The organism is Planctopirus sp. SH287, from assembly GCF_056500625.1.
This window is the reverse complement of the sequence record NZ_CM151403.1, coordinates 3,650,001-3,665,257: the sequence shown is the minus strand read 5'-3', so window position 1 is coordinate 3,665,257 and position 15,257 is coordinate 3,650,001. Positions and strand designations below refer to the sequence as shown.

Annotated in this window: 10 protein-coding genes and 1 other RNA gene (1 of these 11 only partly in view); 6 read left to right on the top strand and 5 right to left on the bottom strand. The window is 52.3% G+C overall.

All coding sequences use genetic code 11. The features are described 5' to 3' along the window. Positions 1–50: 50 nt before the first annotated feature. The gene (locus tag SH287x_RS13600; RefSeq protein WP_479514859.1) at positions 51–2,882 is read right to left on the bottom strand and encodes a protein-disulfide reductase DsbD family protein; all 2,832 of its coding nucleotides are present in this window, start codon (positions 2,880–2,882) and stop codon (positions 51–53) included. Between the two features lie 516 nt (positions 2,883–3,398). Between SH287x_RS13600 and ssrS the strand changes: the two genes are divergently transcribed. Together ssrS and SH287x_RS13590 are read left to right on the top strand one after the other, a co-directional pair. Further along, positions 3,399–3,597: non-coding RNA, 6S RNA (gene ssrS, locus SH287x_RS13595), on the top strand. A gap of 263 nt (positions 3,598–3,860) precedes the next feature. Beyond that, positions 3,861–5,159, top strand: a complete 1,299-nt coding sequence (locus tag SH287x_RS13590) for a replication-associated recombination protein A (protein WP_479514858.1) — start codon at positions 3,861–3,863, stop codon at positions 5,157–5,159. 117 nt (positions 5,160–5,276) lie between these two features. Here SH287x_RS13590 and SH287x_RS13585 read toward each other — a convergent pair whose 3' ends face one another. The 3 genes from SH287x_RS13585 to SH287x_RS13575 all read right to left on the bottom strand — a co-directional run bounded on the left by SH287x_RS13585 (position 5,277) and on the right by SH287x_RS13575 (position 8,876). Next, entirely contained in the window at positions 5,277–6,953 is a 1,677-nt protein-coding gene (locus SH287x_RS13585) for a sulfatase family protein (protein ID WP_479514857.1), read from the bottom strand. Between the two features lie 349 nt (positions 6,954–7,302). Then, complete coding sequence (locus tag SH287x_RS13580) at positions 7,303–7,770, bottom strand: transthyretin-like family protein (protein ID WP_479514856.1); 468 nt, start codon at positions 7,768–7,770, stop codon at positions 7,303–7,305. Positions 7,771–7,841: 71 nt separating this feature from the next. Further along, the gene (locus SH287x_RS13575; RefSeq protein ID WP_479514855.1) at positions 7,842–8,876 is read right to left on the bottom strand and encodes a DUF1559 family PulG-like putative transporter; all 1,035 of its coding nucleotides are present in this window, start codon (positions 8,874–8,876) and stop codon (positions 7,842–7,844) included. Between the two features lie 435 nt (positions 8,877–9,311). On the opposite strand from SH287x_RS13575, the gene SH287x_RS13570 reads away from it, so the two are divergent. After that, on the top strand, positions 9,312–10,037 hold the full coding sequence (locus SH287x_RS13570; RefSeq protein ID WP_479514854.1) for an AraC family transcriptional regulator: 726 nt from the start codon (positions 9,312–9,314) through the stop codon (positions 10,035–10,037). A 608-nt stretch (positions 10,038–10,645) separates the two neighbouring features. Here SH287x_RS13570 and SH287x_RS13565 read toward each other — a convergent pair. Beyond that, positions 10,646–11,122 (bottom strand): hypothetical protein, encoded by a 477-nt coding sequence (locus SH287x_RS13565; RefSeq protein WP_479514853.1) that lies wholly within the window; start codon positions 11,120–11,122, stop codon positions 10,646–10,648. Between the two features lie 522 nt (positions 11,123–11,644). Here SH287x_RS13565 and SH287x_RS13560 point away from each other — a divergent pair. The 3 genes from SH287x_RS13560 to SH287x_RS13550 form a co-directional block, all read left to right on the top strand. Continuing rightward, a complete protein-coding gene (locus tag SH287x_RS13560) occupies positions 11,645–13,210 on the top strand; it encodes a MotA/TolQ/ExbB proton channel family protein (protein ID WP_479514852.1) in 1,566 nt (521 codons plus the stop codon). A 166-nt stretch (positions 13,211–13,376) separates the two neighbouring features. After that, positions 13,377–14,183, top strand: a complete 807-nt coding sequence (locus tag SH287x_RS13555) for a hypothetical protein (RefSeq protein ID WP_479514851.1) — start codon at positions 13,377–13,379, stop codon at positions 14,181–14,183. A gap of 138 nt (positions 14,184–14,321) precedes the next feature. Further along, positions 14,322–15,257, top strand: partial view of a hypothetical protein gene (locus SH287x_RS13550; RefSeq protein ID WP_479514850.1) — the 5' portion only. The gene runs 117 nt beyond the window's last position; 936 of the gene's 1,053 nt are visible here — the first part of the coding sequence; it begins with the start codon at positions 14,322–14,324; the stop codon falls past the right edge of the window.

Below are 15,257 nucleotides of genomic sequence, written 5' to 3'. Positions count from 1 at the left end.
CATCCTGGTGCCTGCCCATGGGAGTCAACAGGCATGTCTGCGTGAAACCACTATTTCACCGCAGCAGTTGCGGCTTTTCCAGCAGCCAGTTTTTTCGTCTTCCATTGCTCGAAACGATCCCAGCCTTTGTCCAGAAAGGCCGCAAACTCCCCGTCCTTCTGCTCAAGTCCTTTATAGACAGCCAGAATCGTTTTGCCATCAGGAGTCACCACGGCATAGGCGGGTAAAGACACATCGCCGAACCATTTCACTTGTAGTTCCAGATTCCGTTCAAGCAGGCTTTCTGCATATTTTTTGTCGGTGATGACCGGCACTTTGTCTGCAAAAAGTTGAGTGAGTACAAATCGCTGCAATCGGGAATGGTTGGCTTCCTGACCCATCTTCTTTTCCATCAATCGGCAGTTGATACAATTCACGCCGGTAAAATCAAAGAAGAGTGGACGCTGCTCGTTTTGGGCATGCTGAATGGCTCGGTCAACATCCAGAGCAAACTTCAGGTCTTCGTGCATCAGCACCGGGCCTAATTCTTCGCTGTCTTTTGAGGCCGACTTATTCAATTGAGGCGGCGCAAAGGCCAGAATCTGAGGCATGATGGCTCCGCCTGCTTTTTCCGGGGTTAAAACCCCCACCATCAAAAAGAGGGACAGTCCAATGAACGCGGTTCCTGCCAGTGCCTGAAGCGGCGAAATCCGATCCTGTGGCTGATCGTGGGAGAGATGAAAAACCCCCAGCAGATAAAGTCCCGCAGTGATCGCCAACACGCTCCAGGAGACCATCACAAAGACAAAGTCAAACAGGATGGGCTGAGGATTCATCGATAAATCAGCCACGCTGAAGAACTTGATGGCAGCGCCAATTTCTACAAATCCCAGCACCACCTTGAGTGTGAATAACCACCCGCCGCTCTTTGGGAGTTTCCGCAACATGCCTGGAAACAGCGCCAGAAAGAAAAATGGCAGAGCAAAAGCGGTTGAGAACGCCAGCATCCCCAGGATCGGCCACAAGACATCTCCTTGAGAGGCGGCCACGAGAATTGTCCCCGCCACCGGGAATGTGCAGGTGAACGAAGTCAGCGTGAAGGTCAGGGCCATAAAAATTACGCCCAGATAACCACCAGCAGATTCATGGTTGGCCGTATAGGTCAGAAGCCACGAAGGGGGCTGAATTTCAAACAAGCCCAGCATACTCAAACCGAAGGCGACAAAAACCGCTCCAATCGCGAAGTTCATCCAGGGATTATTGGCCAATTGGGTCAGGAACGTCGCTCCAAAGATCACCGATAACCCCACGCCCAGCATGGTGAATGTTGCGATAATTGACAGGCAGTAGACCACAGCCAGCCCCAGCGATTTTCCCTGACCCTGCTTGAGAAAAAAGCCAACTGTGATCGGCACCATCGGGAAGGCACAAGGAGTCAGCAAGGCCAGCCATCCCGCCAGAAAAGCGGTTAAAAGATAGCCCAATGTCCCAGGAGCGATGCCTCCTTCTTTGGTCAATTCGGCACTGAGTTCCCCTTCAACATCCTGTTCAATCGTTGCAACAACCGGCGCCGGTTCTGGTGATGTGGCTTCTGTCGGGTCGTCCATGGGGACGGGGGCTTTGTTTGTCGGGCTTGCAGCAGGGGTATCGCGAGGAACATCTGCTGTGGCAGCAACAATGGCTGCTTCAGCAGATGTCTGTGCGCCGAGCGCAAAAGCAAACTTGGGCATGGGCACACAACTTGACGTTGTGCAAGCCTGAGAACGCACCACGCCCCTGAGGCCATAGCCTCCTTGAGGCTGTCCCTCAGCGACCGTAAAAGGCTTCGTCCAAGTCACTTTGCCGTAATAAACCTCCAGGTCTCCTCCATCACCAAGCTCGGTCTCATGCGGGTGGTCGGCTTTAAATGGCCCAGCTTCAACAAGACCTGTCAGGTTGTCGAAATCAACCGTTGTCGCCGCTCCACCAAAACCATCCGGCTGTGTCATCGAGAACGTGTGATAGTTTGGATCAACTTTAGCGGTAATCTGAAGGGTGACTTGCTCACCGGCTTTCGCATTCGAGGGGGAGAGCCTGGCGACGAACTCCATGGGTTGTGGCTTGCCACCACGCTTCAGACGCTCTGTGATTTCCCAAGATAGCGCGGGCAATGTTGCAGCAGGTGCAGCAGCGCCCGAAGCCATCGCATTGGTCTTCTCGACAATCAGTTCACCTTCCAGCCTGGCGGTGAATTTGGCGGCGGGAATAATCGGCAAGCACTGGCCACCTTCACCCGAACTGCAATACTGGCCTTCGAGAGATCCCGAAATCGCCAATGTTTTCGCATTGACGGAAGCATCCAGTTCCAGTGTCTGTATCCAGGTGGCTTCATCGTAAATCTTGAAGAGATCCACATCGAACAGCGGCTCAAACACCTTCTTGGGTGGCACGGACGAGACAAACTCACTGACACTCTTCACACCAGCAGGAAGCTTGACAGTAATGATCGTGCGACCATCGAACTTCCCCTGAACGTCATAAATGTAATACTCCGGTGGAAGTACAGCTTTGACTTCCAGCTGAACACGGGTTTTACCAGCAACTGGTGGCAGCGGAGTGAATCGAGCCGTGATTACGGGTTTTTCTGGCGCCTCGCCAATTGCGGTGTCACCGAACAGATCATCAAACTGAGCCTGTGCTGGTGAAGTGGAAAATCCACCCAATATCAACATCGTCATCAAGGCCCAGGAAAACAGGCTCCAGGATGACCGACACACTCTCCGCGTGAAGGCCGTTTTTTTCTCGACCGCATGACCTTGCGTATTCATTTCTGCGGCGGTCACGGTCGTGACCTCTAAGGGGGCAATATCAACACTGGTATTGCGATGAAACCAGGCCGGTACAGAATGAAGACTCAAACGCATAGTGTGATCCGGATACGACAAGGTCAGGTCTATGCTGGCAAAACCCAGATCTTTGGGCTGCTGGCATTTTTTCAGAAGAGCCTTGGAAATCTGAAAAAGCCGAACGTCTCAGTCACCTCGAAGCATCCGTCAGGTGGCTCCTCCCTGACGATACGACAACTGGTGAGTAAAGTTTACACAAGTTCCACCTGTTTTGTGGAAATTGCCTAATGACTCAGCAGTAGGCACGTACTGTTCCACTTGCGGCCACTTTACCAGAATTTCCACGAAAACAGCATGAATCCCTCGTGCCGGAAAAGGTTCTCCTGAGAAACGGCCTCCGATTTTCCTTCCCCAATTGGAAAAACGATGGGTGAGCGTGCAAGAATCGAACCTGAGTCGGAGATTTTTGTTTCTTAAATAAAACGGCGACAAGCGTCCTTCAGAAGATTTCAAGAAGATTGGATTCTCGCCCGGAGAGGAACTTGCCACTCTCCCGCAAGCGCGCTACCATGAACTGGCCCTTCGGGGTTTGTGCATCCCCTGCGGTGCGCGTGATGAGCCAAATGCGTTGACCCTACAATCATTGTTTCGGATGTCGGATCCGTCTGGCCGCGTGTATATCCGATGCTGTTCACACAGCCTCTCGGCTCACACAACCTGGGCGTTCGGCATCCACCTGAACATTAAGGGTTCAGAAAACCATCAGTGCTCACACGGCTCACGCGGAGGTTGCACTTTTTTGTTTGCAGGTCTGCTTTGTTTGTGGGCCTGCTTCTGAAAACGTGGACTCCTAAGCACCCACAGCCCAGCAACTCTCAACCAGCAGACTCTGAGGTGGCCTTCTGCAAATTTTTGTAGGGGGGATGCCAATCCCCAATTCTTCTCACCTTCGATGACTGGTACGCACGACACCACACATCTGGCGCGTTCTCATAGACTGTCCACTGTTAAATGCCATAATGCCTGTGTTGACAGTCTTCTTATGCCAGGTGATTCATGTCTCTCTTTTCCAGTATTGAGGCGTCTTATCTTGAAGATGCCAAGCCACTTGCTGCCCGGATGCGTCCCCGCACGCTTGATGAATATGTTGGCCAGACACACGTTCTGGGGGAAGGGACGCTCCTGCGGCGGATGCTGATTGCGGATCGCATTCAATCCGTGGTCTTCTATGGCCCGCCCGGCGTTGGAAAAACCACTCTGGCCGAACTGATCGCCAAAAGCTCCAAGCGACGATTTGTCGCACTTAATGCCGCTGCCACCGGAGTCAAAGAACTCCGTGAAGCCCTCGACGAAGCTCGTGAACGGCTCAAAACAGGTGGCAACAAAACCCTGCTGTTTGTCGATGAACTTCATCACTTCAACAAGCAGCAACAGAATGTCCTGCTGCCCGATGTCGAACAGGGAGTTGTCTCGCTGGTTGCGGCAACGACTGCCAACCCGTTCTTCGCACTGATCGCCCCGCTTCTGAGTCGCAGCCAGATTTTTGAGTTGAAGCCGCTGACTGCGGAGGAAATCAAAGCGGTTGTCCGGCAAACGCTCACGGATGAAACACGAGGCTATGGCCGGCGAAAGCTCAATGTTCCCGAAGACGTGTTCGACTTCCTTGCCGCCAGCAGTGACGGTGACGCTCGCCGGGCGCTCCTGGCGCTGGAGATTGCCGTTGAGTCGTTAAACCCTCAGGTGCCAGATCTCACACTCGACATTGTTCAGGAATCACTGCAAAAGAAAGCCATTCGATACGACAAGAGCGGCGACGATCATTATGACGTTATCAGCGCCTTTATCAAAAGCATGCGAGGAAGCGACGGCGACGCCACGATTTACTGGCTGGCCCGTATGCTGGAAGCTGGTGAAGAACCGCGTTTTATTGCTCGCCGGATTGTGATTGCTGCCAGCGAAGATGTGGGCCTCGCCGATCCTCAGGCACTGGTCGTCGCCATGGCTGCTGCTCAGGCATTGGAGATGATTGGTATGCCTGAAGGCCGAATTCCACTGGCTCAGGCGGCTCTCTATGTGGCGATGGCCCCCAAATCAAACGCCTCTTACAATGCCATCAATCAGGCGTTGAGTGACATTCAGAAGCAGTACATCCTGCCAGTTCCCAATCATCTGCGGGATGGCCATTATCCGGGTGCCAAGCGACTGGGTCATGGAGAAGGTTATATTTATCCTCACGATACCCCTGAGGGATGGGTCAAGCAAGACTACCTCACCGAACCCCGCACATACTACACACCGACCGGCCGCGGCTACGAAGCCCGCATCATAGATCGCTTGAAAAACCGCCGGGAATAATGCAAGCCATCATAGCCTCTTCATACCGCCGCGCAGATTGTGAAAGTGACGATATTATACGAATCGCAACTTGAATTAGCCCGTGTTTAATCCTTGGCCAATCGCTTGATTAATCACTCAATCGGTGAAGGGAGAGCGTTCAAATGTTTGTCGGTCGCCGGTGAGGCGGGGGTCGCCTGTGGCGATTAATTCCTGCTCTAACAGGCGTCTCAGTCGCGTAATGGTGGTGCGGGTGAGTTCATCAGAACCGGTTTCTCCCACTGCGAGATTATTCATCTGATGAGGATCTTGCTGAATGTCATAGAGTTCGATCTCCGGGCGCGGAGCGAATGACCAGCGGAAGGCCGGGGCTGCGGCTGCCGACTTTTGATTGAGCACCAGCCAGGCTTTAGTGACACCCGCATCCAAATCGGGGAAGGTGGCCCGCGTGTCATTGGCCAGCACTTCAAACGACCAGGATCCGTTGGCTGGTTGACGTTCATCGCCCATGGGCATTCGCTCGGGATGATAATTGACGACCAGCAGATATTTGGCCGTACGGATCGCGCGCTGAGGATAAGGTAACCGCCCGGCACGCGCATCATCCACATGCCGTTCACGGCCGATCAGCACGTGATCTCGCCGGGGATCAAGCAGGCCGGACTGCTCGGATCGCAGCAGAGGAACAAGGCTGTGCGCTGTCATGACGTCGGGTTCACTCACGCCCGCCAGCTCCAGAATGGTCGGAGCCAGATCAGGTAACGACACGAGGTCATCCACGACACGAACATCGTTCGTTCCATTTTGGCTTGCAACCGGGAGGGAACTGATCCCCGGGCCGCAGATCGCCAGAGGGACTCTTGTGCCAAAGTCATAAAGATTGCATTTGCCATGGGGAAATCCGGGTGGCCCGTGATCACCGCTGATGATAAAGACGGTATTGTCCCAAAGCCCATCTTGCTTGAGGCGTTGAATCAGTACACCAACCTGAGCATCGAATGCCTGGACTTCTCCCAAGTAATCAGCCAGATCTTCTCGAACTTCGGGGACATCGGGCAGGAAGGGTGGCATCTGGCCTTTAAGTTGATCGGGATCGATCCCCCAGAGAGCCTTGCCTGAACCACGTGTCCAAAGCCGATGGGGATTGGTGGCACCGTACCAATAACAAAAGGGAGTCTCTGCGGGCCGTGCCTTGAGGAAGTCATCGAAGTTCCCCGCTGTTTCCTCCAGCAGTTTGCCTCGGGCGGCTTCAAATGTGGCTCCGTTCTGCATCTGTTTCGTCATGTTCTGCGAAAACTGATTGACCCGGCGTCCCCGCTTCTCATAAGCAAACTGACGCTTGCCATAAGGGGCATCGACCGGTTCGCCGGGACTCCAGACTTTGTGCGATTTGCCGATATGGTAGCCTGCATCGTTGAGGATCAGTGGCCAACTGGGGATCTGATCATCCCAGTGGGCACCACGTAAGATCGCCCCCAAGCCTGTCCGCCAGAAGTGTTGTCCCGACATCAACGAACTCCGGCAGGGAGTGCATGACGGAGCATTCACGAAAGCGTGGGTGAAAAGGACTCCCTGGCGCGCCACTTCGTCGAAATGGGGTGTTTTCACCATTTTGTGCAGCGAGAGAGAATCCCCCGGCCGGTCATAAATAGAAGCAATCCGGCCCCAATCATCAGCAAAAGCAAACACAAAATTGGGCTTGCCGTGCTGATCGGCAGCGAAGCATTGACTGGAAGCGAGTGAAATTCCCAAAAGCAGGGGGAATAGCCACCACTTCGTTTGGGAATTATGGCAAGGCCTGCACTGTGACAACATCTCTGTTCCTCCTCGGAAATCATGGGGAAGAATCAGACTACGGAGAAAGGAGCGAACCGGCAACAGGCTGGTTTGAGATCGCGAAACTTACGGTGCTGTCTCGACGAAAGTTTTTTGGCTCCAGTTCTTATTAAATCGTTACCCTAGCGCTTTCTAATTCTCAATGGTCTTGCTGTCACATCGGCAGGGCAGTTCTTCAATCAGTCTGTCTATTGAGAGTTGGGGTTGCTGTCGATTTAGCAGTGCCTCGCCCTCACCCGGCCCATCGGAATGGGAGAGGAGTCATTAACTCTCTCCCACACAGGTCGCGCTATCGGATTGGTTAATAGCTGGAGGAGTTCAGCCCGGTCTATCGGTCGTCTAAATTCAGTAGTAATGGGGCGATGTTGTCGTCAACTGTGACCCGGAAACCAGAACGGTGGGGGTCCGAGTATTTCACAGGAAGAAGTGATTTCGGAGGAGGAAGTGTTCTTTGAAGATCCATATGCTCCTGAGGTGATAGCGTCTCATCAATGGGCACGGTTTCCAGCTTTTGGATGCTGATCAGGTAGTCACCTTCCACGGCGCCCGGTGGTTGGTGAGCAGGCCCCAGGTATGTTGTGACGGAAAAATGGCCTTCTGAATCCGTGATGCCAGTGGCAGAATGGCCTTTGGAATTCGTGCTGGAAAGGGCGACCGACGCTCCTTCGACCGCTTCCCCTTTGTATAAAACGGTTCCTGTGACTGGAAATGTGGCTGGAAACTGGGAGTAACCACATCCTGCCACAGAAATCAGGCAAAGAATTGAAAGAACTGGTCGCAATGCTCGTGTGGACATTGTCTCTATTCCAGGGAGTACGATTGTTGAAACGTCAAGTATCTACTGGAGATTATGTCGTCAATGCCCGCTTAGAACTCTCCTACGGGATTCCCGTCTGCCCGATCACCTAATTGAGCGTATGTCATCATGGAGATGTTTTCGCTAATAAAGCGAACGGAACCGTCTCCGAGAACAAAGTGACAGCCGCCGGTATGTTTTGACTTGAAACCAAAAATTGTATTGTAGTTCAAGCCTCCTGAATTGCGCCGGCAGGGATTGGGGTCAGTTTCGCTATGATTCGGATCGTCCATACAAGTGGGATAGTTGATAGGAGCCGTGGTGGCGTACCAGAGAGCTTCAGGCCAAGCCCATCCCCATTGGCTGAAGTGTTGATTGCATGACATGCGGATTTCTCCCATCATGATCGTATTCGATAGCCCATCGGTCACATCCCGAAACTTTGCACTCCATGGGTCGAAGGTGCCGCGGGCGAACATGCCGGATATTTCCGCAGATCGGCCATAGTCAGATCGTCTGTTCCCGCGATTAAAGGGGTCTTCACCATCGCTATTGGCATCCAGACCTGCAACAGAGGCATAGGAGATGCCAATATTGGTTCTCAGGTTGCAGCCATTTCCTGATAACATTTCCTGAGCGCCAAGGCTGGGAGCATAGCTTGTGGGAGCATACCCCTGATAAAGGGCTGTCGTGGTGATTGTTGCGATGGTGTCGGGATTGCTGGGGCATTGCAGAGTCGGAATGATGTGCTTGCCCAGTTCTTTACCGTTGACCATATAGGTCGTGTAGTTTCTGGATCTCTGGTTAATACCGTTATACAACGGTGCCTGATCCATGTAGGGGAGTAATGCCGTAAATACAGTTTGGTTATTTCCTCCTCTTCGGTCGTAAAAAGTAATAGGTAACTGCCCGTGGACATCCGAGTAGTTATGGATCGCGATTCCCAGTTGTTTGAGGTTGTTCTTGCACTGGCTGCGGCGGGCTGCTTCGCGGGCTTGCTGAACTGCGGGGAGAAGTAATGCAATGAGCACCGCGATGATGGCGATGACCACCAGAAGTTCGATCAGTGTAAAGCCTTTTGGCCGGCGATCGTTTCGAGAAATCATGAGCGGCTCTCCTCTGGGGGACGAAAAACTAAAGAAAGATTGTTTTTTACTGTGCCGGGTATCTGTTGGAATATCTTAGAGAATGTGGTGTTGGGTTCTGGATCTCTTGCAAAACATGGGGATGCTATATGCTCGGATGCGGCGTGCTACATTCCCCAGGTTGTGGGCTATGTATCTGATTTCCTCTGTTTTTTGTTTGAGGTAAAGCTTGCCTCTCAAGAGCGTGGAGATGCTTCAACAGGTGGATATTTGAATCACAGTGGAGATGGACAATGTCTTCAAAACATTTGTCTGGTCGTGACGGAGACAGCTGACGTTGCCATCGCTCGACACGAATTTCGGATCATGGTAGTTCTGGAGTCCCGGCTGTTCTTGGTGAAAACCGCGATGAAATGAATGGTTATGCGCATAGACCAGACAATTCACAGAAAAATCATGTGTGGCCAGGTTGATATGTCGTTGTTGGAGTCGCTCTATGACCTGATGACCGATGTGGCTTTTTTTATCAAAAACCTGGATGGCCAATACGTGGTGGTCAATTGGTCATTGGTGGAGAGGCATGGTTTACAGCAGAAGTCTGATGTCATCGGTAAGCGGCCTTATGAAATCTGCCCAGGGATTTATGGGAGCATTCCGGCTGAACAAGATCGCAGGGTGCTGTCGGGCGGCGATTCCATCATTGAACATCTGGAGTTGCAGTGGTTTCGGCCGCATTCACCCCGATGGTGCCTGACTACGAAATTCCCCATCCGTGATGATGACGGAAGTATTACGGGATTGATTGGCCACTCGCGAGATATCAGCACTCCTGTGGACTATCACGAGATTCCGGAGGCCTTTGCCAAGGCGCTGGCAAGTTTTGAAACATCATTGGACGCAGAGGTCACGCCTGGTTGGCTGTGCCAGAAGTCTCAAATGACGCCGATGCAATTGTCTCGCCTGACAAAAAGGCTCTATGGAGTCACTCCGGGGCAATTGATTGCCAAGATTCGCATTCAGGCGGCTGTGGTTGCTTTGCGACACTCCAGCAAAAGTATTGCCGAGATCGCTCAGGCCAGCGGATACTACGATCACAGCGCCTTCACTCGCAGTTTTCGGATCGCCACGGGCTTGACACCCACTGAGTTTCGGCGTTCCGGCAGTGGGACTGGCACCGTCTAAAACTGTCAGTAGCGTTCTTGCTAACACATGATGATGCGATCGCAACTTGAAATAGCGCGTTGATGGTCTCAAAAACATGCTTGCTCAAAGCCGCTGTCTTTTATACACAACTTTTTCGCCACCTGAACCGCACCACGAAATTGACATGGGTGGCCCAGGTTGCTTTGCAACCTGGGCGGCAGAGCCGTAGGAGGTTGTCTCCAGAAGGCGTTAATGAAACAAAGGGGTTCTGGCTGGCCCGCGACGCACGACCGATGACCAGTTCGGTGGTCATTTCGTGCCATTTCCCTGCCTGCGGTAAGAAATGTTCATTCACCACTTCTGTCTACGCGAGGCAGATCATCTTTTGTTTGACCGGGTATGGTCTCGTCGGATTGACTCAAGCTGCGACCTCTCACCGGCTTTGCCGGCCCAGGTTGCAAAGCAACCTGGGCTACCCTCGCTTGGCGAGCCTGCCAGCAAATGCTCAAGAAAACTTGTGTATAAAAGACAGATCAGAGCCGTGAGCATGGCACGAATGGATGCAGACAGGGCACGAATGCCGCAGGCATGGCACGCAAGAGTGATGTTTCTCATGAGGATGCGTACGACATGATCCTCTTGAGAATTTATTGCTTGGGTTCCACAGTCCCGTCGGGGCGGCGAGTCAGCACTGGAGACGATTCACGCGGCGGGAGTGAATACGTCTTGAGGCGCAACGGTTCGTTATCGCACAGGCCTGTCAATGTCAGGAATGAGCGGCTGGAGTCGGGATTGCTGGCGCTGACGTTCCACGAGATGGCTGGAAATTCATCGAAGATCGCAGCCAGTTGACTGACTTCCAGTTCAAAGCTGGCCCCTTGCCAGTCGCCGTCGTTTTTGCCACCGACAACTTCGGTCATCCCCAGGTACATGCGAAGTTCCCAGCCTCTGTCTGTCCATTCGCATTCGTAGCCAACGCGAGCGACATCATCCAGCGAGGAAAAGGCTTCGGCGCAGCGTTCAGCCGCAGTAATCAGCCATTTGGGGCGTTTATCTTTTTTTACGGATGCCTGTTGATCCATCTGTTTGAGCAGATGTTGAATGACTAGATGAGAATGCGCCAATTGAAGTCTCCCCGTTGCTTTGTCCCATGGTTATCGGGCTGAGTGGGGGCAATTCCGAAGTGAAATCGTGGAAGTGGCAAATGTCGCCGAAGAATTGCTGGTGTCCGGAACTCTGCCAGTCACATGAGTCAAACGAACTGACGAAATTGAGATAAACAGTTATCTCAAAAAGAAGTGGTTGCCTGCTCATGAATTGTAGCCGGCATGTTTTATCAGTTGGAGAGGATGACGACCGGCTCGTTGACTTATTCCCGTTCCCATGAGCAATTTCCGTTGAAAAATTGTGCATGGTCATGTTGTTATTGGGATGCGGTCAGAATCGGCTGATTATCCTGTTTTCTGGCTGGTTCATTCTCGCGAGTCCTCCCGCTGGACGGTATCGTCTTATTCAGATGTGAGCCGATCTTCAATTCTCGGGTTGGGGATGGGTTGACAGAGCCTTTCATCAATCCACCGGGCACAATTCTCTCTGTGCTTGTTTTGAGTTCGTTTTCCGCTCCTTGTGATGGTTTGAGACTGTATATGTATCTCGAATTTGATTGTGAAAGCTGTCAGAAACGATTGAAGGTTCGTGAAGAGAGTGTGGGGGGGAAGGTTCGCTGCCCTTACTGCCACCACACCCAGGTGATTCGAGAACCTGAATCTCCTTCTGAAGAGATTTTTGACTTTACTTCTGGCGCTGGTGCTGCTGGCGGAGCGGGAGCCACATCTGGTGGAAAGCCAGCGGCAAAAAGTGGGGGATCCAAAGGACGGGCTTCGTCACATAAAGGCGACGAGGCCGAGAGTGGTACCGATGTTGATCCGATCAAATCGGGGCTGGTCGGGCTGGTCGCGTTTCTCGTGATTTATGCCGTCACTTATCCGATCCGGTTTCACTTTATCGGGCAGTTGTTTTGGGATCGCGGCTGGGTGCAGTATGCAGAAACGTTGATGGCGACGTGGGCGATGTCGATTCTGTTTTTCAAGTATCTGAAACTGAGACGTCAGAACGAATCGCTGGTGTTTGATCTTCTGCCGATGTCAATTTCGCCCCGAATTACGGTTGATAAAGTCAATCAGTTTGAGGCGCATGTTCGTGGGCTGCCGATCTCGCCTCAGGAAAGTTTTCTGGTCAACCGCGTCCTGCGAGGACTGGAGCACTTCCGTGTGCTGAAGAACAGCAGCGATGTTGGCAGCCGGCTTTCCTCCCAGTCGGATATCGATGGTAACGCTGTTGATGCAAGTTATTCCCTAGTAAAGGTTTTCGTCTGGGCGATTCCGATCCTTGGATTTATTGGAACGGTGATCGGGATCGGTGCGGCTGTGGCCAGTTTCGCAGAAACCATGGCCAGTGCCGGGGACATGGGGGCTTTGAAAGAGTCGTTTAATAAAGTGACGGGAGGGCTGGGGACGGCTTTCGATACGACGTTGCTCGCGCTGTTGCTGAGCATGATTATCATGTTCCCCATGACATCAATGCAGAAAGGGGAGTCCAACCTTCTTAACGGCGTTGATGAATACTGCAATGAGAACCTGCTGAAGCGACTGGTCGATGACAATGCCGGGGCGGCTTCTGGCAATGCGGCTTCGATCCCTCTTGATAAGAAATCGATCAAGGAAGCCATTGATCAAGCTTTGGTGCCACACCAGGCGGAGTTAGCGGCCTGGCAGAAGAAGTTGGAAGCCATTGGTTCATCGCTGACTGAGCAAATGGTCAAAGGATGGAAGACTGTTGATGAACAGCAACTTCAGCGGCATCAGGCGTTTTCCAAGCAGATTCAGAAGGCTGCAGACTCTCTCAATGAAGCTGTTCAGGCAACGAAGTCTTTGCAGGATTCTCAGCAGTCTCAAGTTTCTCAGATCGCATCAGCCACTGCTGAAACGCAGGGTCAGATTTTGGATCTCCTGAAGACCAGCAGTCAGGTGGCTCAGGATGTGGGTCAGAAATTTAACGAACAAGTTCATGCCATGAATGAAACCGCGTCGGCCCTTCAATCGACGTTGGCGACATTGGGCGGTGAAACGATTGTGGTGGAAGCGGCTCCTGTCAGTGGTTGGTCATTATTTGGCGGCGGGGGACGGAATCGTCGGAAAGCCGGTCGTGTTTAGTGGCCAGTCTCGCTGGAGAGCGTGTTTTTGGGATTTAATTTGGCTTAGCCAGAAAAGAACAGCACGAAAAAAATCAGCAGGAATTCAGAAGAATTCTGGCCATCATTCCCTGGCGATGGTCGTATCATGTTTTTGGTTCATTTGAGGTTCAACGGAGGAATTCGTTGTGGGGCGTCGCAAAAAGGAAGAAGGAGACAGCGTTTCGTTGTTTCCATTTATGAGCATTCTGGTCTGCCTGATTGGTTCGTTGACGCTCATGATTACGACCCTCATGGCGACTCAAACCGATTCTGAGCAGAGCAAAGAAGAAGTCGACCGGTATGTCCAATACACCGAGATGAAGGCGGAAATGGATGGCCGGTCGAAAGATCTGGCGGAATTGCAAACATTATTGGCTGCTGCTCAACAGCTTCGTAAAGATCTGGATCTTGCCAAAGCTGAAGTGAAAAAGCTGGAGAGTGATCAGCGATCGGGGAGTGAGGCCAATCTCAAGACGATCACCATGCTGGCCGATTTGAATCGGTTCAAAACTCGGATCAAGGATCTGGAAAAGCAGCCTGAAGTGCTTGATGCTGAAATCAAGAAGCTCAAGGCGGAGGCAGAACGGAAAAACGCCGGGCCGGAAGAAGCCGTCGTTCAGATTCGTTCGGGCGGCTCTGGCGTGGATATTGACCCCACTTTTGTCGAGTGCAATACGAGTGGGTTAGTGATTTATGGCGGGGCCAGCCCGGTGAATATTCTTAGAGGAGATATTGGCAAGGCTGATGGTGTCTTTGCCAAGCTTCTGGAAGCCACCGCTGCGAAGTCCAAAGCTCAAATCATTTTTTTGGTCAGGCCGGATGCCGTGGCGACTTATAATTCCGCACGCAATTTCTCCCGATCTCATTACGGGGTGGCAGGATATGCCAAAACCGGAAAGCTGCCGGTTCCTTCTCAGGGAAAAATTGACCTGAGTGTTTTCAAGGGGATTTAGAGTCTGTCCGGAAGCTCTCCAATTTTTCTCCCTCGGGGGAAGAGGAGGCATGTGTCTGCTTTGGCTTGGAATTGATTGTAAAGCGTAGAGACAGGTTGAAAAATGGGCCGACGTTCTTCTTCAAGTTCAGGAATGAGCTTGGATTCACTGATGGATACCCTGACCAATGTGGTGGGGATTCTCGTGATCATCCTGATTTTTGCGGTGCTGGGCGGGGCTGATGCTGTTAAACGGATTAAAGGGTTCGTCGACGCCATCACTCAGGAGCAACTAGCCACCACAGCTCAAGAGGCCGAGGAGTTGCGGAGATTGGTCGAGATGCTCCGGGCAGAGCAGCAGGAAACAGAGTCGTTAGCGGCTGTTGATCTGAAAACCCTGGAAAATCAGAAGAAGATGGCAGCTCTGTTACAAGCGGATCTTGAGCAACTGAAGTCCAAAAATCTTGATCCCGAAAAGGTCGCAAAGGATCTGGAAACACAGCGAGCAGCGGCAGAAAAACTCGAAAAGCGTGTTTCGGATCAGCAGAAGGAAATCGCCAGCTTAAAGGCCCGTCTGGCGGAAAAAGTGGCGGCTGCCGGCCCGGCTGATACCAAGGTTGTGAATCTTCCTGATCCGCGAGAAGCTCCTTCCGGTGCTAAACCAGTCGTCTTTATCTGCAAAAATGGTCGAGTCACTCCCGTTGATCCTGTGTCGTTGCAGAAAGAAGCCCAACAGCAGTTGCTGGCTTCGATTCGAGTGGTTGGCAAAGGAGATCGGATCGACTGCGAAAAGCTCAGAGAGCTTTTTGATAAACGATTTGTGGGGGATTCACTGTGCCGGGTCAGAGCGAGAATTGGTGGAGATGCCCGGGCTTATCTGGCGGTGGAGCCTCGAGAAAGTGCTGGAGAGCCAACGGGCGACATTTCTCGCCCGAACTCGCGGTTCAATGGATGGTTACGCCGAGTTGATCCGTCTCGAAATTTTGTCGAATTCCGTGTATTTTCCGACAGTTTTGATACCTATCTGGCCGCTCGAAATGAGTGTGCGAAGAGGGGGGTTCTGGCTGGCTGGATTCCTTATGATGCTAAAGCGGAG

What these genes read in the sequence shown, in the direction of transcription:
- SH287x_RS13560 (WP_479514852.1), top strand. Translation starts at nt 11,645, where the DNA reads ATGTATCTCGAATTTGATTGTGAAAGCTGTCAGAAACGATTGAAGGTT.
- SH287x_RS13600 (WP_479514859.1), bottom strand. Translation starts at nt 2,882, where the DNA reads ATGCGTTTGAGTCTTCATTCTGTACCGGCCTGGTTTCATCGCAATACC.
- SH287x_RS13575 (WP_479514855.1), bottom strand. Translation starts at nt 8,876, where the DNA reads ATGATTTCTCGAAACGATCGCCGGCCAAAAGGCTTTACACTGATCGAA.
- SH287x_RS13585 (WP_479514857.1), bottom strand. Translation starts at nt 6,953, where the DNA reads ATGTTGTCACAGTGCAGGCCTTGCCATAATTCCCAAACGAAGTGGTGG.
- SH287x_RS13590 (WP_479514858.1), top strand. Translation starts at nt 3,861, where the DNA reads ATGTCTCTCTTTTCCAGTATTGAGGCGTCTTATCTTGAAGATGCCAAG.
- SH287x_RS13570 (WP_479514854.1), top strand. Translation starts at nt 9,312, where the DNA reads ATGTGTGGCCAGGTTGATATGTCGTTGTTGGAGTCGCTCTATGACCTG.
- SH287x_RS13580 (WP_479514856.1), bottom strand. Translation starts at nt 7,770, where the DNA reads ATGTCCACACGAGCATTGCGACCAGTTCTTTCAATTCTTTGCCTGATT.